This is a genomic window from Methanocalculus natronophilus (genome assembly GCF_038751955.1).
Classification (GTDB): Archaea; Halobacteriota; Methanomicrobia; order Methanomicrobiales; family Methanocorpusculaceae; genus Methanocalculus; species Methanocalculus natronophilus.
In genome coordinates, this window is the sequence record NZ_JBCEXH010000004.1 from 171,389 (window position 1) to 188,209 (window position 16,821).

General features: G+C 50.4%; 17 protein-coding genes. 9 read left to right on the top strand and 8 right to left on the bottom strand.

Annotated features, from left to right (window positions below):
* Positions 1 to 89: 89 nt before the first annotated feature.
* Both acs and ABCO64_RS06400 read right to left on the bottom strand, forming a co-directional pair.
* Complete coding sequence (gene acs, locus ABCO64_RS06395) at positions 90 to 1,976, bottom strand: acetate--CoA ligase (protein WP_253458832.1); 1,887 nt, start codon at positions 1,974 to 1,976, stop codon at positions 90 to 92.
* A gap of 168 nt (positions 1,977 to 2,144) precedes the next feature.
* Positions 2,145 to 2,459 (bottom strand): transcription factor S, encoded by a 315-nt coding sequence (locus ABCO64_RS06400; RefSeq protein WP_253458829.1) that lies wholly within the window; start codon positions 2,457 to 2,459, stop codon positions 2,145 to 2,147.
* Positions 2,460 to 2,561: 102 nt separating this feature from the next.
* Between ABCO64_RS06400 and artA the strand changes: the two genes are divergently transcribed.
* Positions 2,562 to 3,413, top strand: coding sequence for an archaeosortase A (artA, locus tag ABCO64_RS06405; protein ID WP_253458826.1), 852 nt, complete (start codon positions 2,562 to 2,564; stop codon positions 3,411 to 3,413).
* Here artA and ABCO64_RS06410 read toward each other — a convergent pair.
* Complete coding sequence (locus ABCO64_RS06410; RefSeq protein WP_253458823.1) at positions 3,385 to 4,017, bottom strand: CDP-alcohol phosphatidyltransferase family protein; 633 nt, start codon at positions 4,015 to 4,017, stop codon at positions 3,385 to 3,387. The two genes, artA and ABCO64_RS06410, sit on opposite strands and share 29 nt — an antisense overlap.
* Before the next feature lie 85 nt (positions 4,018 to 4,102).
* On the opposite strand from ABCO64_RS06410, the gene ABCO64_RS06415 reads away from it, so the two are divergent.
* Entirely contained in the window at positions 4,103 to 4,792 is a 690-nt protein-coding gene (locus tag ABCO64_RS06415; protein ID WP_253458821.1) for a dihydrofolate reductase family protein, read from the top strand.
* Positions 4,789 to 5,577 carry a signal peptide peptidase SppA gene (gene sppA / locus ABCO64_RS06420; protein WP_253458819.1) on the top strand — a complete coding sequence of 263 codons (789 nt, stop codon included), beginning with the start codon at positions 4,789 to 4,791 and terminating at the stop codon, positions 5,575 to 5,577. Before ABCO64_RS06415 ends, sppA begins: the two co-directional genes overlap by 4 nt.
* An 88-nt stretch (positions 5,578 to 5,665) precedes the next feature.
* Here sppA and truD read toward each other — a convergent pair whose 3' ends face one another.
* Both truD and pth2 read right to left on the bottom strand, forming a co-directional pair.
* Positions 5,666 to 6,931, bottom strand: a complete 1,266-nt coding sequence (gene truD, locus ABCO64_RS06425; protein WP_253458818.1) for a tRNA pseudouridine(13) synthase TruD — start codon at positions 6,929 to 6,931, stop codon at positions 5,666 to 5,668.
* Positions 6,928 to 7,290: a peptidyl-tRNA hydrolase Pth2 gene (pth2, locus tag ABCO64_RS06430; RefSeq protein WP_253458815.1), complete on the bottom strand. Its 363-nt coding sequence runs from the start codon at positions 7,288 to 7,290 to the stop codon at positions 6,928 to 6,930. Before pth2 ends, truD begins: the two co-directional genes overlap by 4 nt.
* A gap of 97 nt (positions 7,291 to 7,387) precedes the next feature.
* On the opposite strand from pth2, the gene bcp reads away from it, so the two are divergent.
* Complete coding sequence (gene bcp / locus ABCO64_RS06435; protein ID WP_253458813.1) at positions 7,388 to 7,861, top strand: thioredoxin-dependent thiol peroxidase; 474 nt, start codon at positions 7,388 to 7,390, stop codon at positions 7,859 to 7,861.
* A gap of 42 nt (positions 7,862 to 7,903) precedes the next feature.
* Here the strand turns inward: bcp and ABCO64_RS06440 are convergent, their stop codons facing one another.
* Complete coding sequence (locus ABCO64_RS06440; RefSeq protein WP_253458811.1) at positions 7,904 to 8,593, bottom strand: hypothetical protein; 690 nt, start codon at positions 8,591 to 8,593, stop codon at positions 7,904 to 7,906.
* Between the two features lie 88 nt (positions 8,594 to 8,681).
* Here ABCO64_RS06440 and ABCO64_RS06445 point away from each other — a divergent pair, with 88 nt between their 5' ends.
* The 3 genes from ABCO64_RS06445 (at position 8,682) to ABCO64_RS06455 (ending at position 11,218) form a co-directional block, all read left to right on the top strand.
* Positions 8,682 to 9,131 (top strand): DNA polymerase ligase N-terminal domain-containing protein, encoded by a 450-nt coding sequence (locus ABCO64_RS06445; protein ID WP_253458808.1) that lies wholly within the window; start codon positions 8,682 to 8,684, stop codon positions 9,129 to 9,131.
* Positions 9,132 to 9,317: 186 nt separating this feature from the next.
* On the top strand, positions 9,318 to 10,622 hold the full coding sequence (locus ABCO64_RS06450) for a condensation protein (protein WP_253458806.1): 1,305 nt from the start codon (positions 9,318 to 9,320) through the stop codon (positions 10,620 to 10,622).
* Between the two features lie 8 nt (positions 10,623 to 10,630).
* Positions 10,631 to 11,218 carry an HD domain-containing protein gene (locus tag ABCO64_RS06455; RefSeq protein ID WP_253458803.1) on the top strand — a complete coding sequence of 196 codons (588 nt, stop codon included), beginning with the start codon at positions 10,631 to 10,633 and terminating at the stop codon, positions 11,216 to 11,218.
* A 468-nt stretch (positions 11,219 to 11,686) separates the two neighbouring features.
* On the opposite strand, the gene ABCO64_RS06460 is transcribed toward ABCO64_RS06455, so the two are convergent.
* Together ABCO64_RS06460 and ABCO64_RS06465 are read right to left on the bottom strand one after the other, a co-directional pair.
* A complete protein-coding gene (locus ABCO64_RS06460; protein ID WP_343089290.1) occupies positions 11,687 to 13,210 on the bottom strand; it encodes a transglutaminase domain-containing protein in 1,524 nt (507 codons plus the stop codon).
* Between the two features lie 126 nt (positions 13,211 to 13,336).
* Positions 13,337 to 13,894 (bottom strand): shikimate kinase, encoded by a 558-nt coding sequence (locus ABCO64_RS06465; RefSeq protein ID WP_253458799.1) that lies wholly within the window; start codon positions 13,892 to 13,894, stop codon positions 13,337 to 13,339.
* A gap of 1,178 nt (positions 13,895 to 15,072) precedes the next feature.
* Between ABCO64_RS06465 and ABCO64_RS06470 the strand changes: the two genes are divergently transcribed.
* A complete protein-coding gene (locus ABCO64_RS06470; RefSeq protein ID WP_253458797.1) occupies positions 15,073 to 15,975 on the top strand; it encodes a HEPN domain-containing protein in 903 nt (300 codons plus the stop codon).
* Between the two features lie 338 nt (positions 15,976 to 16,313).
* The gene (locus ABCO64_RS06475; RefSeq protein WP_343089291.1) at positions 16,314 to 16,796 is read left to right on the top strand and encodes a hypothetical protein; all 483 of its coding nucleotides are present in this window, start codon (positions 16,314 to 16,316) and stop codon (positions 16,794 to 16,796) included.
* The last annotated feature ends 25 nt before the right edge of the window (positions 16,797 to 16,821 follow it).

Here is a 16,821-nt window from a genome sequence, read left to right on the forward strand (position 1 = left end):
CCACTATTCAGTATATAAAAACTTTGGCGGAAGAGATATCCCGCCCATTACCCTGCCTGCCCTGATTGCTGGCATCCGGGTTCTCTGTATCATTCTTCGATGGTCGAGAGATCCCCTGGATCTTCTCCGAGTTCCTGTGCCCTGAGGACTCTCCTCATGATTTTGCCGCTTCGTGTCTTTGGCAGAGAGTCGGCAACCCTGATCTCGGAGGGAACCGCAATCGGGCCGAGGGTGATCCTGACATGGTAGGCGAGATCCTGTTTGAGTTTTGGCGTCTCGACGATCCCCTCCCGCAGGAGCACAAATGCCAGGATCCGGTTGCCTTTCATCTCATCAGGAATACCAACGACTGCTGCCTCCGCAACGGCCTTGTGAGCGACGAGTGCGCTCTCCACCTCGGCAGTGCCGATGTTATGGCCTGAGACGATGATCAGGTCGTCTGAGCGCCCAAGGATCATGATGTACCCTTCGTCATCCCTGACCGCAAGATCGCTTGCCTGGAAGCTGTTGCCAGGCCCGCTCCAGTACTGACGGTATCTCTCTTCATTCTGGTGAACCATACGCGCCATTGATGGCCAGGGCTCCTTGATGATCAGCTGGCCGGAGACGCCCGGAGGAACGGGATTGCCCTCCTTATCGACGATGTCGACAAGAACACCGGGTATTGGTTTCCCGGCAAATCCCGGCTTCATCGGCTCCCCGATCATAGTGGTGATCATGTGCATGCCAGTCTCGGTCTGCCACCAGGTGTCGATAATCGGGAGTCTGCCTTTCCCAATCGTATGGTAATACCATTCGAATGCCTCAGGATTCAGCGGTTCACCTACCGATCCGAGCAGACGCAGCGTGGAGAGGTCATATTGATTCGGATACTCTTCTCCAAACCTCATGAACATCCGGATCGCTGTTGGGGCGGTGTAGAGGATTGAGACGCCGAATTTTTCGATATATTTCCACCAGATGCCCGGATCCGGGTAGTCTGGCGTTCCTTCGGTGATAAAGATGGTCGCGCCCATCAGAAGCGGCCCATAGACGATATAGGAGTGGCCGGTGATCCATCCGGGATCGGCTGTACACCAGAAGACATCAGAGTCCCTGATGTCCAGGACATACTTGCTTGTGTAGTAGGTCCCGACCATGTAGCCTCCTGTTGTATGGACAATGCCCTTGGGCTGCCCGGTGGTTCCGGAGGTATAGAGGATGAAGAGCGGATCTTCGGCATCCATAGACTCGGGTGCACATGTTTTTACACTCCTCTCCATCAGTTCGTAAAAGTCCCACTCAAAATCGGGGATGAGGTTGATCTTTGGGCTCTGTGACCGGTAGACAACGACATGGTCGACTGTTGTTGCATTGATAAGCGCCTCTTCAAGGATAGGCTTCAGCGGGATCGTCTTTCCACGCCTGATACTGGCATCAGCAGTAATGACAACTTTTGCTCCTGCCCCGGTTATGCGTGCATGGAGTGCGTCTGATCCAAATCCTGCAAAGACAACTGAATGGACTGCTCCAATCCGTGCACACGCAAGCATCGCGATAACCTGCTCGGGGACATTTGGCATGTAGATGCAGACGGTATCGCCTTTTGCAACGCCAAGGCTCTTCAGTCCGTTTGCAAACCGCTCTACCTCACGGAGAAGCTGCCAGTAGGTATAGCTTTTTGTTGTTCCGTCGTCGCCCTGCCAGAAGAGTGCGACTTTGTTCCTCCGGTGGCTCCCGATATGCCTGTCAAGGCAGTTGAAGGAGATATTGGTCTTTCCGTTGACAAACCAGCGGGCAAAGGGGTGCTGCCAGTCTTTTACGGTATCAAACGGCTGGAACCATTCGAGTTCATTGCTTATCCGAGCCCAGAATCCATCCGGATCAGTGAGATAACCCTGGTAGACATGGTCAGCATCTTTGACAAACGCATCTTTACAGAAGATGGGATCGGGCATGTATGTTTTTGTACTCAGCTTCACCTGTTTCTCGGTCATATATTGCCTCCGAAATTGACATGATTAATGATGTAGATTACCGTATCCGGTTCACCGGCATGATATAAAAACATGGTATGGTCTTCTGCTGGAAAAAGAGAAAAATATAAGAGGGGTGCTTCTGTGTCTGATGGCTGAAGCAGCTCTCCATGTGAGTTGTAAAACGGCCTAATCGTATTCCCGCCAGGTGTGTTCACAGGCAACACACCGGAAGAACCTGACCTCACTCTCGTCAGCAGAGCGCAGCTGCCGAAGCCACCAGTATGCTGTGTTATGCCCGCATTCCGGACATCTCATCGCACAGGTCGGGAGCGTCGCGATCTTGTTCTCATCATCAACAATGACGATCTCCTTCTCGGTTCGTTCCTTTGTCACCTGAAATGATTCCGAATCAGTGATCTCTTCAGAATAGTCACACCGGCGGCAGTGCATCCGTCCGGAGCGCGCGATCATGAGGCTCTTACATTCTGGGCAAAAACGCATGACTGTACTATTATGCCTGAGACGTTTAAAGAATGCCGCATCTGGCGATGGTACTGGTACGTTCCCCTGGTTTTTTCTTATCAGACGACCAATCTATCCTGAATGAATGAGTACCTGGTCTTTCTATCCTGTATTGGTTTTCTTCTTTTTCTGATACCAAACAGGTACCGATGGTATGCAGGCATCATCGGCTGGGCGTCCATATCCCTGCTTCTCTTACTTGAGCTGCCAGGTTTTCTCGAGATTAACAACTTCCTCTATCCGACAATCGGCATCCTTTCGGTTCCCTTTGTCTACCTGACAGCGCGGCGTCTGCTGGCAGAAGATCAGGCTATCGGCTCACTTACAAAAGCAGCGGCGTTTTCATTTCTCATCTATGCACCGTTTGGGTTCATTGATCCACTTCGAAACTGGCTGATAGCAGTCGTTGTCGACCAGACATATTTTGTCCTGTCGCTTCTCAAGTATCCAGTCACCCTGTACTCATGGAATACCTTCATGGCAGGGTCAATACCCGGCAGTGATCTCGGATTCCGGGTTGAGATTGTCCTTGGGTGCACGGGAATTGCCAGCATCGCCATCATGCTTGCGGTTGCAAATATGGTGCCGACGACTCTCCGGCAGAAGGTCCTCGCCTTTCTCCTGATAGCACCAACCATCTATATTCTCAATCTCTTCAGGAACGCCTATGTCATCATGGCATATACCGGCCAGTGGTACCCCTGGCTTCCTGAGCTTGTGGGACGGGGAGCCTATGGCTATGAGAGTTTCTTCTGGGCACACAATGTCGTCTCTGAACTACTGGCCCTTGCACTTCTCATTGGAATGGCTTATGCGCTCTTCCGACTCATCCCCGATCTCGGGGTGATGGCAGAGCAGCTGATTTCCAGGTATATTCATGATAGCAGAGAGCTTGTGGCCGGGTTCAGGCAAGCCGTTTTGAGAGGTAGATGATCCGCTGGATAGCAGAGAGATTTGTGCAGAGCGCGATGATGATGATGGATACCCAGATGAATCCTGTCACGCCCCCGAGAATTAAGACAAGGAGGGTTTCGGGCCTGCCAAAGAACCCGACTCCTTCCAGTGGGTCATCAATTTTTCCGCAGACCCGGTCTGAGAACCCGACTTCCGCATAGACAACCGGCTTGATGAAGGTGTTCATCATTGAGCCGATGATGGCAACAGCGACAATTCCAAAATCTGCAATCGGGGGGACTGGAGCTATTTCTGAGATGATGGCAACTCCTGAGAGGCCAACCCCGAGGAGTGCGAGTACATCAATGTACTTATCGATAATCCAGTCGAGAACCGCGCCGAAACAACTGTTCCTGTCGGTCTTCCGCGCGACACTCCCGTCAACAAGATCGAGCACCGCAGAGATGAAGAGGAGCAGTGATCCAAGCAGAAATTCCCGGTATGCAAATGCGGCGGCGCATGCTATACCAAAGAGTAACGAGAGGATTGTTATCTGGTTGGGAGTGAGGCCCAGCCGTACGCAGAGATTTGCGAGAGGTTCGAGATACCTGATACAGCGTGGCCGGAGTGCGGTGATATTCATGGTCTCTTCACGGTTTTGATGGCTGGTTGAAATGATCCTATATTCTTAAGGCATTCAACGAGATATATCAATGCTGAGGATCAGTATGAGGCAGCATCCAGAAAAACCCCACGTACTCATGATGTCAGAGATTACAGCAGACGGGAAACTTACACTCAAAAAGGATGCGTCAAGCAAGATCCTGATGAAATATATGGCTGAGGAGACCGAACTCCTCCTCCACAGGACACGGGCCGCATGCGACGCCATCATGGTCGGGTCGCAGACCATCCGTATCGACAATTCCTTTCTCACTGTCCGGAAAGTCCCGGGGAAGAGTCCTCTCCGGGTTATCCCAAACAGCAGGGGAGATCTCCCTCTCTCCTCAAATATCTTTAAATCAGATGCAAAGACCGTTATTGCGGTCTCTGACGCAGCTCCGGCTGAAAATGTGCAGGCAATCCGCGCAACTGGCGCTGACGTGGTTGTTGCGGGATCAGATCAGATCGATCTCCCCTCTCTTCTCTCAGTTCTCTCTGACCAGTATGGTGTAAGAAAGATGATGGTCGAGGGGGGACCGACCCTGAACTGGCATATGCTCCATCACCGGCTTGTTGATGAGATCCGGCTCATCCACCTTCCCTTCATTGTCGGAGGGGATGATACGCCATCACTTGTTGGCGGTATGCATATCGAGAGTGAGGATGAGATGATCAGGCTTGATCTCAGGAATCATTATCTCTGTGGCACAAACCTTGTAACGGAGTACGATGTACTCTATCCGGCGATAGTATGAATGTGATAGAACGGGAGATTCAGAAAGTCAGGAGGAGGAAAAAACTCAAGCTTGTTTTTCTTGGTTTGTTCTTTCTCGTCATTGGCATATTCGCCATTCTGGGCTTCCTGAGCCTTGCAGATCCTCTCTCTCTAAGTGATGTTTCTGTGGTTCGGGTCGAAGGACTCATGGTTACTGGTCCTGGAAAATCAGCCAGCCATATCGGGAGCGAATATGTCGGTGCAGAGATCCGAAAGGCAGCTGACGATCCCCTGACACGTGCAATTGTCCTCAGGATAGACTCTCCCGGCGGCACCCCTGCAGCAGCACAGGAGATTATCCGTGATATCACCTATGCAAAGGAGAAGAAACCGGTTGTCGTCTCAATGGGAGATGCTGCACCCTCGGCAGCATACTATATCGCCGCCTATGCCGACCGCATTTATTCAAGCCCGGATACGATGACGGGCGGCATCGGGGTTATGTGGGTCTTCTATGATCTGAGCAGGCAGTTTGACCTTGAAGGAATTGAAGTGGATGTGGTCAAGTCCGGTGATATGAAGGATATGACCCACCCCTACCGCACCATCTCGCCGGATGAGGAGGCTGTTGCCCAGGAACTTGTTGATGCCAGCTTCGACCGGTTGTTTGATGATATCAGCAGCCAGCGGAATATCACACGCGAGTCTATTGAAGATGGGCGCCTGATCCGCGGGGAAGATGCGATTGCCCTTGGGCTTGTCGATGAGATCGGAAACCTCCAGGATGCGATAGCCGGCGCGCGGGCAATGGCCCGGGCGCGGTGAACCAGACCTTTTTTTTTTAAAAAAAACCGGATGAGGGTTTTTCCGGAAGATGAATGGCTGCCTGTTGGGTAAAACCAGGGCTCGTTCTTCAGACCAGGGATAATGGGTCCCCTTTCATGAACTCGCGGCATACCGATGTCGCATACTGGCCGGGGGGAAGTGTAAATGTAAGGATGACCGTATTCTCCTCAAGTACTGAATGAATATCCGTATTCAGGGAAATTGACCTGAGAGCTCCGTCAAAAGCAGTTTTCAGGAATTGTGATGCGCGTTTGAAGGAATCTTCGGTGATACCGTGCTCCCGGGATAGGCTGATCATATAGGTCTCCATCGGCCCGGGATTTTGAATCCCTGTTCCGCCGGGTAAGAACGCAGCTACTTCTGCCCGCTGCCGTCTGATATGCTGGCGAGCTGTCGGGAGGTTCTGTTCGGTTGCGATGTCTGATCGTTTGTTTCCAAAGATGAGTCTGTCACCGGGCTCGGGCTCACCTGGTGCAAATCCGCGATCAAAGCGGTCGCTGAGGGCTGCATTGAAGATATAGGACTGCCAGGCTGAGACAAACATTGAGCCAAGCGTTTTGGGGAGTTGTGTGAGTGCTCCCTGGTAATCACCGGTGTTTTTTGTGAGGTGGTCCAGCATGGCACGCTCGAATCCAAGCCGCACCGGGAGCGCATGGAGTGCCTCTTTTGCATCTCCGGTCTCCCGGAATGCAGCACGCGCATCCCTGACAAATGCGTCCTCATTTGGAAACGCCTCCCCGATATAGGTCATGACCGCATCCTGGTAGTCGCCCAGGAGGATCGCTTTGCCGATACGATGGGTGATCGGTTTCTGGGCGCCGAACCTCTGAACACCGTAATAGTTCGGGATGCCGGATCTCACGGTCTCTGCAATCTCCGGAATGGATTGCATCATCTCCTTCTCACAGTCACGGATGGTGATCGTAAACTGGTTGCCCAAAAGATCCCCAAGTGAGAGTCCAAACTGGTGGGAGCCGGCAACCTCGATTGTCATATCCTTCAGCGAGAGCCTGCGTATTGCATCAGCATCGACTTTGTAGAGTGAGATGTAATGAGTTGCAATGGCGTTTCTGTCCTTTGTGCCAGCCCATCCTATCCGCTTCCTGCTGATCCCAAGCCTCTTTGCTATCTCGTGGATGGCATGCTGGTGCTCCCAGGAGCGGCGGGTTACTTTGCAGATCAGGTACGGCCCGCTCCCGGTGAATGGCTTTGGAATCTCGTCCACGACGAAGTCTTCAGGGATGGTCCTCAGCTTTCCTCCGATGCCGGGATGGTCGTCTCCATAGTACCGCATCTGCAGCTCGTGTTCCAGGGGGTGGGTGCTTGGCTTCATAGGAGTTTTAATTCTGCGGTGATGCGGTCAAGGATCTCGCTTTTTGCTGGCCCAAGGCCAAGGGCAGTGACGGTTCCAGGGGGGATCTCGGTGAGGCCTGCATCCTGGATGATGGATGTGGGAATGCTGTTTGCCTCAGCGATAACCTTCAGTTCAAAGAGCGCCCGCTCACCGGTTGCCTTCAGTGCGACCTTCTTCTGCCCTTCATCCATCCATGCACGCTTTGAGGCTGCAGTGGCTTTCTCAGAGGCGCCGACTGCGGCATGAGCAAGCTGGGCGCATTTCTTGCCGCAGCTCATCTTGAGGTCGTCCCGGATGATCAGGCATTGTTTCCATACAAACTCAGGTGATTGACTCATCGTGCTGTACCTGTTGGTTGGGTATTGATGAAATACATGTCCTGCAGGCAGTGTGTCTCTTCGGTATGCTTATTTTGTTATCCTGTGAGGATTAGCCATGACTGAACTCGTTGTAGGGATGCCTGCGCCGGATTTCTGCCTCCCTGATGCAGATGAACAGATGGTCTGCCTCTCCGAACACAGAGGGAGGTTTGTGGTCGTCTATTTCTACCCAAGGGACAACACATCAGGCTGTACGCTTGAGGCACGATCCTTTACTGAAGAGCTGGATGCATTTACTGATGCAAATGCAGTGGTTCTTGGGATCAGCCCTGATTCTCCAAAAAGCCATAAACGGTTTGCTGAAAAACAGAGCCTCGCGGTAACCCTGCTCTCGGATCCTGATCACATGGTGAGTGATGCCTATGGTGTCTGGGTTTTGAAGAAGATGTATGGGAGAGAGTCGATGGGTATTCTCCGGAGCACGTTCTTACTTGATCCTGAAGGAAAAATTGCTCATATCTGGCGAAAAGTGAAGGTAAAAGGTCATGTTGACGAGGTGATGGCAAAGCTTCTGGAACTCCGGAGCTAGGTATGGTCTCTCCTGGCTCTCTCTTTTTTCCGGGAGCAGACGTCAGGTTTCCATGGCATCCCATCCCGGACAGGAGAGCTCGCATGCACGGCAGTGTTCAATTAACCCGCAGCCTGATGCTTTATCTGAATTCATCCGCTTGAAGCACTTTTCCCGGCTGTATATCCCTTCTTCAAGGGCGTTCATCGGGCAGGAATCAATACAATGGCCCGGACATCCGGTGCAGGGGGTGTCTGGCTGAAGTGGGCTGGTGGTTGTTGTATCGAGGTTTATCCAGACTGCCCGGAACCTGATCTGCGCATCGAAACCTTTGACCAGCACCAGGTTGCTTCGTCCCATGATGCCAAGGCCGGCCATGCAGGCGGCATCTTTGAGATAGATTCCGCCATGGAAGAGCTGGTAGGGGATTACTGACGCACTGATGCCATATGTCTCTTCAAGCCACGCAGACAGCGCTTTTCCAATGGCTGCAAGGTGCTGATCTCCCGGGGTGCCACGGTCTTCTTCCCATAAATCCAGTTCCGGATCTGATCGGTCATGGGAGAGGCCGAGGATGATATAGGATCCATGCTCCCTCTCTGATCCCTGGTAGCCGTCTGCTACTGCCGAGGGGCAGTTGATGAGGTCCCGTGCCGGGACAAACCCCACGCAATCCGCACCGAGTAGGAGGGCCTGGTTCTGGATTGCTTCTTTGATTGCGGGATCGTTTTGTCTTCTCTCTTTCTGGTGCATCACAATCTGTCTTCAGATTGCATTGGCCTCCTCAAGAAGGCTTTGGAACTATCTTTTATATGCATACAAAGACTGTACAGAGGGCTCTATGACAGATTCACCATTGTTTGTTATCCAGAAGCATGATGCACAGAACCTTCATTACGATCTCCGGCTTGAGGTTCAGGGAACCCTCCGCTCCTGGGTTCTTCCAAAAGGCCCATCCGCAGACCCGGCGGTGAAACGGCTTGCCATGGAGACAGCGGATCACCGCCTTGAGTATGCCGCGTTTGAAGGGGTGATCCCGGAAGGTGAGTATGGTGCCGGTACGGTGCTGATCTGGGATCGCGGCACCTTCGAAAACCTCAGGCTGGAGAAAGATGGAACGGATATAGAGAGATCCCTTGCTGAAGGGAAGGTTGAGGTATTCTTTTCAGGTACCAGGATGAAAGGCGGCTGGGCTCTCATCCGGACGGGGAAGCCATCTGAAGGCCGCTGGCTCTTCATCAAGATGAAGGATGAGTATGCAGACAGGACAACCAGACTCACGGATGCATAACCAGGATTCTGTTGTACGCAGAAGAATGGGCTCAGGAGATTGCAGCAGGGATATAGGACAGGCTCTATCATCTGTTATTCTGGCCTTGCCCTGGTTTTTGGGCTGTATCCGGGAATTCTGAGAGGTGGTTTTCCGTCAGAGAGAATAATAAAAGCATTAATGTCTCGGGATTAAAATCATACACCAATGACCTCCAACCCGGCCCGCCATCCAGTACCTGCTTTTGATCTCTTTAATGTCTTTTTTGAACGGATATACGATCCAACAGTTCATGTCGTATTCACGTTTTCCGGCCATCTTGATGAGGGAAAACTACGGGATGCGACCATGCAGGTGATTGCTGCCAACCCCTATCTTGGCACCCGTTTCATAGTGGTCGACGGTGTGCCGGTCTGGGAGGAGACGCAGCAGACTCTGTGGGATGCGGCGTTTGTTCTTCTCGATGCAGCAGAAACAGATTTCCCGCCTGCTGTTGTGCCCGATCCGCTTGATGTCCGGAACGGCCCACAGATCCGGGTTGCTCTCTACAGAAAACCGGATTCTGACTGCGTTGTTGTCACCTGCCATCACGGGTTCTGTGATGCGAATGGTGCATTTGTGCTTGGAAAGGAGGTTTTTGCCGCATATCGTGGTGTATGTAACGATACCGGGTATGTCCATCCGGAAACGGGCCTCTATGACCGGACAACTGCTCGTCTGCTCTCCCTCTATACTGAAGAGGAGAAAAGAGCTGCTATTGCGGAAGAAGAACCCTTCATCGACAGGTGGCGGTTTCCCGTGGTGAGTGCCGGCCGGGGTGTTCCAAAGGCTGCATACAGAAGACTCAGGGGTGATCGCCTCAGCAGGATCAAGGCGTTTGGGAAGAGGTTTGATGCTACAGTCAATGATCTGCTGCTTGGTGCCTTCTTCCTCGCGTTTCTTGCGATCAGGGATGATCCTGCTGACCGCGGAGCACCCCGCGGGATTCTGACGTCAGCAGATATGCGGAAGTTTCTGCCGGGTGACGGCGATACCCCGCCTGCGAATCTCTCGGTTGCATTTGAACTGACACTCAGTGTCGACGAGGGTGCAACGCTTGAGGATATTCTTCCAACGGTTGTAGCCTTCACACGCAGGCGAAAGGAAGGCGGGCTGGGGCCCGGCTGCATTCATTTTTATGAAGAGATTATGGCAGGCGGGATGGATTCAGTTGAAGGCTTCTTTGACGGGATGATCAAACGGTACCAGGAATCCGGCCAGAAGAACCCGGTCTTTGCAAACCTTGGTGTGATCGACTGCGATGCCTATCTTCCTGTTCCGGGGCGTGACGGCTCTTCGCCTGACCTGCGCGATGTCTGGTTCATCCCCTGTGTCTGCTGGCCATATGGGTTCCTGGTGACGGCTTATACCGTTCTGGAAGAGGTTACCCTCATGACTGCATACGAGGAGGGACCGTACTCAACTGAGACTGTTGAGCGGTTTTTAGAGTATATGGATGGGTATCTGCCGTGAGTCCGGGTATGGAAACAGATGATGGAATTGATCTGATACAACGGCATGTCAGGGCGTTTCTCAAGGAATCGGGCTCCCACGGGTTCGATCATACCGCCCGTGTCACCCGTCTCTGCAAAAGAATCGGATTGCGCGAGGGTGCGGATATGTCGGTACTCATCCCTGCCGCCCTCTTCCATGATATCGCCCGGCCCCTTGAGGAGGAGACGGGCATCCCCCATGAAGAGCAGGGATCAGAGATGGCGGCAGCATATCTCACATCTGCCGGGTACCCCGGTGATCAGGTTGCTGCAATCACGCATGCGATCCGTTCCCACCGTTTTCGTTCTGGGGTTCTGCCGGAGACGCGTGAAGCGAAGATCCTCTCGGATGCCGACAAGCTGGATGCGATGGGTGCAGCAGGCATTGCCCGGACTTTCATGCAGGCAGGGGAGGAGGGCACCGGGATTTCAGGGGCGGTTGCTCATTTCCATGAGAAGTTGCTGAAGCTGAAGGATAGGATGTATACGGAGGCTGCCCGTGAGATAGCCGAAGAGAGGCATGCGTTTCTTCGTATGTTTCTCCAGGAGCTTGAGCGCGAGGAATGCGGGGATTAGATGGTGGGAATGCTTTTGTTAAATAAGGTTCTTCTTCTTTTTAGGCTTCTTGGTGGTAGAAGAGTCAGAGACAGGCATGGAGTTATGTTGGATAGGGGGCTCTGGTATTTGCGTGTCAGAAGCCCCCACCGCCCGCGTTCCCGTCCGCAAATGCTTCGCAAGGGAGTTTGAGCCGGGTTGCCGCAGATGCTGGCGCGGGAGGGGCGGGAATGCTCCCTTTGGGCTTTCAGAGGAGATATGCCCCGATTCTTTCAGAATCGCCTTTCAGGTTGCTCTGATGAGCAAGGGCTTATCACCTCTGCCAGCCTGCCTCTTTCGCTGACCCCGCCCCCCGATACCCGCGCCGCAACTGCTTTTAGTCACTCCTGATTATTTTGGTTGCTGCATCGGGATCTTTTCCCACGTTCCGAAGAATTCAGGAAAAACACGAGTGATCAGAATTTTGGAGAAGAGTCAAAAAATTGAGATTTAGTTTTTCTTCTCAAGTTCGATTCTGAAGCTCTCCATTGCGAATAACTCCATATCTTCCATGGAGGTGTCGCTTATAATCGCCGGAAACTGCCGGACGACTCTGAAGATCACGGCGCCCTCGGGATAATCGGGGATCACTGTTGCATCGACATTCTTCTGGATCACAAGCCGGGTTGGGTCGATATTGGTTCCATAGTATCTCTTGAAGGCTGCCCTGTCATCTTCGGGGATATCGAACCAGTCGCCGCCGTCGGCGACGGTCGGATCAACCGGTACCCATCCATATCCGGGGAGATAGTACTCAGCCCAGAAATGGGGGCTTGGAGTGTCCTGAAGGAGCATCTGGAACCCGCCGGTGGCACGGGCGGGGATGCCAAGTGATCGGCAGAATGCCGAGAAGAGCATGCTCTGGGTGCCGCAGTCGCCACGGCCTGTTGTGAACATATGGGTGGACTCGGCGACTTTCGGGGTCTTTGAATCCAGCGATACATGCGGGACGAGGCTGTAGGGGTATGTTGTGATGATATGCTCATAGATCATCTGTGCCTGCGTGTGGGGGTTTGTTTCGCTTCCGACGATCTCACGCGCTTTATTCCGGATCGCGTCGTTTACCTCGATGTTCCGCTCTGACCTCGTGTAGAGGATATACTCGGGATCGGTTGTGTCATATTCGCCGACTTTTTCGGGGTCGACAATGAAGATTCCCTCATAAGAGGTGAACGCGATATCAGCGGTGAGGACCAGATCGCCGTCGATGGCATCGACAGGAATCTCGTAGTAGATGATCCCGATCTCGTGATGGACATCCGGGCCCTTCACGATATACTCAGGATATGCCATGTTCGTAACCGAGACATCACGCTGGATATCGGTCTCGATGGGGTGGGGGTACCAGATCTTCAGGGTGCCTCCTTCGGGAAGGTTTTCTTTTGCAATCTCAAGATGCATCGTCCCCTCGTAGTGTATCGGGTTCCTGTAGGGGAGATCCTCTGCCTTCAGACTGCCTGTCCGGACATCTTCAGCCAGTGCATACCGGGACATAAATTCAAAGGAGAATGCCAGCTTTTGCTTCTGCAGGAGTTCCGGATGGGCATAGAGGTAGTTCCTTGCGGTATTATAGAAATACAGGGTCTCACCGTCGGAGACAAGTTTCTGGGCTTCGTCTGCGAGCCAGCTGTTGATCTCTTCTTCGGTGATATCGGGCACTGCCGCTTTCAGGGCATCCCGTGCGGCAGCTTCACCCAGTGAAAATTCGCCATAGGTTCTCGTTGACCGAAACATCCAGTTTCTGGATTCAATCCCGGGATCCGTGTGGCCATGAGCGAAATACCAGGCCGCTGATCCTTCAAATGCTGCTTCTGCGGCCTGGTAGTTTCCGGCTTCGTATTCGGCAAGGCCCTTCTGGAATAGGGTTTCGCCGGTATTTTCTTCGGTGTGAACAGGGTGATCGGAGACGCAGCCCGCGAAAGCGAGCATCGCAATCATCAGGATGATTGCAAAGAGTAATGCCTTGATTCGCATGATTGTAGAAAAACCCTTCTCCTATATAAAATAAGTTGAATTGATTTCTGAAAAGTGATGGCTGGCTCCGGGTTCTTGCAGGGAGGCATTCTCTGTCTCTTTCTCCCCCATGAACCATGTTCGTTTTTATGAAATCGCATGCAGTTCCCTGACAACAGACTCCACATCCTTTTCTGAAGATGCGATCGTGATGTCGGCATACTGCTCATAGAGGGGTACCCGGCTCTCGTACATCTCGCGGAGGGTCTGGTCCGGAAGGAGGACGATACCCCGTGTTGTGATGTTTTTGATCCTCTTTTCCATCTCGGAACAGGAGATCTCCAGGTACACAACAACTCCAAGAGATTTCAGGTGCTCCATTGCGGCCCTGCTCCAGATGACGCTTCCGCCGGTTGCGATCACCGAGTGGCGGGGGCTGAGTGAGAGGATCACTTCCTCCTCGATCTGGCGGAATGCATCGGGGCCGTCCTCGTCAAGGATCTCCTGGAGCATCCTGCCGCTCTGCTGCTGTATCAGGATATCGCAGTCAATAAACTGCATGCCAAGCGTCTTTGCAAGGACGACGCCGACGGTGCTCTTCCCGGCACCCGGCATGCCGATAAGGATGATGTTGTGCTGGGGGTGGGTCATCGGAGGTACTCCTGAATCATCTTCTCCTCTTCGTGTGATTGTTTTAGGATTCATTATCAGGGGCTTTTATTTCTGCTTCCTGAATCAATTTGTCAAAATCGCTTTTATACAGCCTTTTCTGAACTTTAATACAGCCTGTCCTGAACTTTGATACTGCCTGTTCTAGAATAATCCTGAGTGGATTTATAATTACCCAAAACCGGCTCGATGAGACTCAGAACCTAAACTATCGATCTGCTTCAGGTATTACAAGGCAGGTATTACAAGGTAGGTTGGATCTTTGGATGTCCTCTGGTGGAGTTCTATGAAAACTACATCCCTTCAGTTCTTAAGTTGGATAAATGTGTACATCTCCCACATAATTGGTTGCAAAAATGTGTACCGGGTACACGAAATGGCAACTTAAGATTGGAATGATCGATGTGTTGATTGGACCGCAGGTACCCGTTTCTCACAGTAAACCTTCAGAGGAAGCCAACTATACGGAAATTCCGGATTGTTGCCTCACCCCAACACGACCATTTAAGCCATAAGATTCCAGATATTCCCTCTCTCAACAGATTCGCCAAAAAACTCTTAGAGTCCCTCCTGCACCAGGAGCTTTTCCCTGAACTTGTCCCTGAACTTTTCCCGGAACTGCGTTAAGGTTGTATGAAATATTCTTGTGCGAGAGGGGAAGGGATCGGTTCGCCAGCGATTGTTATCGTCGCCGGATAAAAGGATGAAAGGGGGGTTGGAATTGCCGGACAACAGGCTCTATCGTGTTATTATTGTTACTCACCAGCGTGTACAAAAAGAGGTTCCACTCTAAGTTCCGGAAAGAACCCCGTCCACTCATTCTTTCCGATTCTGTCTCTTCTGTTTGTTTCATGGGTATATCAGAAAGAGCGGCGGGGTGTGAGTGATTTTTTGATCCGGGTGTTATCGTGTTATTGTTGTGAGCAGTACTAGTACAAGAGATCTTTTTCCCCCTATCGGGGTTTTTTGGGAGGGATGGGGTTGGGGATGTGCGGTATCTGGGGGGTGTGAGTAATTGATAGGCTCCCGTCATCCCTGGCGATAAAGAAACTCCGGCAGGTCCATGGTTCAGTGCCGGGAAACCCTCTCCTTGCAGAATCGATGTATCTGAATGGTTACGTTGAGCGGATGGGTATGTAGAGTACAGAGACGTATAAGTAATTTTTTATAGAATGGGGTTTTTTAGGTATGATTATATCAGAAGGTGATTATTAATGAACTTGGGGATTAATAATAATTTAAATCCTGATATGAAATTGGCAAAGGATACACTTGCTGTAGCTCAACAGGACATAAAAGCTTCAATTGTTTTATTTGAACACTCTTTTTTTCCACAAGCGGTTTTTTCTCTCCAACAAGGTATAGAAAAAGGTTGGAAAGCATATGGTTATTACATTGGTACAATAACTCCTGAGAAGGCAAGGAGTATGAGAAATGATGGTGTAGGTCATAAAGGTCATAAAGTATTAAAAATCACTCTCAATGAATTCCGTCGCATAATAATCAGTCCTTTGATACGTCAAGTAAACGCTATCAGAAAATATTATCCATCATCTATAAATAAAGAATCGCCTGAAGGTTCTACGTTTTTAACACATTTTGATAATGATCTCCACTGGGCTCAAAAAGAGATTGATAAAATTACGGAATCTTATCCCAACCCAACCTCTGAAGAACTGCAAACAAGAATAGAACGTTATCAAAATGATGAGCAAAAAATTCAGGAATGTGAGGATTATTTCAAATCTCCAGAATTCGATCCAAAAACTAGAGAGTCAATTCGTTCTAGGGCAATAGAAGAGGTCATGTCCGTTTTAAAAAATAATCCTAAAGCTAAGGAAATTATTGATAATAAGACAAATAATATATTTGATGATGAAAGAATTAAAAATATTCTACTCGCTGTTACCAAAGATATGGTTATTATCAATCCTCTCCTTTATTTTGCGATTGTAACTCAACTGCATGAAAGCAAAACCCGCTATCCAGATAAGGATTACTCTCCACTTAAGGAATATACTAAAGATCATCCAATTATTTTATACTTCGAATCCATAGCTGATATTACACAGACTTGTCTGAATAAAATGGATGAATTATTCCAGATATCTCTTTAAGCATCTCATTTAAAAAAGAATGAGAACAATCTGCTACAAAATCTTCCATTATAATTATATATTGTAATTTAATTTATATTTTTGATATAATGGCAAATCCATTATTTTTGCGTGCAACACTCCACGGGATTACTTCACTATAATAAATGCATTCATTCTTAATTGTTTATTTTATTTTCATTGCAAGATATGCATAATATGGTGGTCCCCATTTGAGTTTCCCTTCACCACCCAGTCGGATATTTTTACACTCTTTGTATTTTTTAAACCGCTTAATAACCCAACTTTGCCATTAACAAGAAATAAAAGTGTTCTTAGTGATGTTTGTATCGACGAAAATGCAAACAAAACTAAGAACCAATGAACTTGAACCGAATGAGAATATATCCTTTCCTATCGGTACCCTTTACCTCGTTAAAAGGCTGTATGAAACCCTGAATCTCTCCCCTGTTTTCGGGAAACACAAGACGAGGGGTATCGATATCAACAATTTGCTTCAAGCCCTTGTCAGCTACAAAATGACGGATAACTTCAGCATAAAGCGGTCTCACGAATGGATCTACCGGCCTGAAGTGCTCGACGAATTCAACCTTCCTGAATTCAGCGAACGAACACTCTACCGTGTCCTCGAAATTCTTGGTGCCAACCGGGAAGAAATCATCTCCGACATCCAGGACATCCTATTTGAGAGGTATGAATTTGGTCATACAAACATCAACATGGACTGGACGAGCCTTGTTCTTCATGGCACCAAGGCTCCACTTGGAAAGTATGGATACAGCCGTGATCATCGGCCAGATAAAACCCAAATTTTCCATTAAATGTGACTATCTCCAATAACCACGC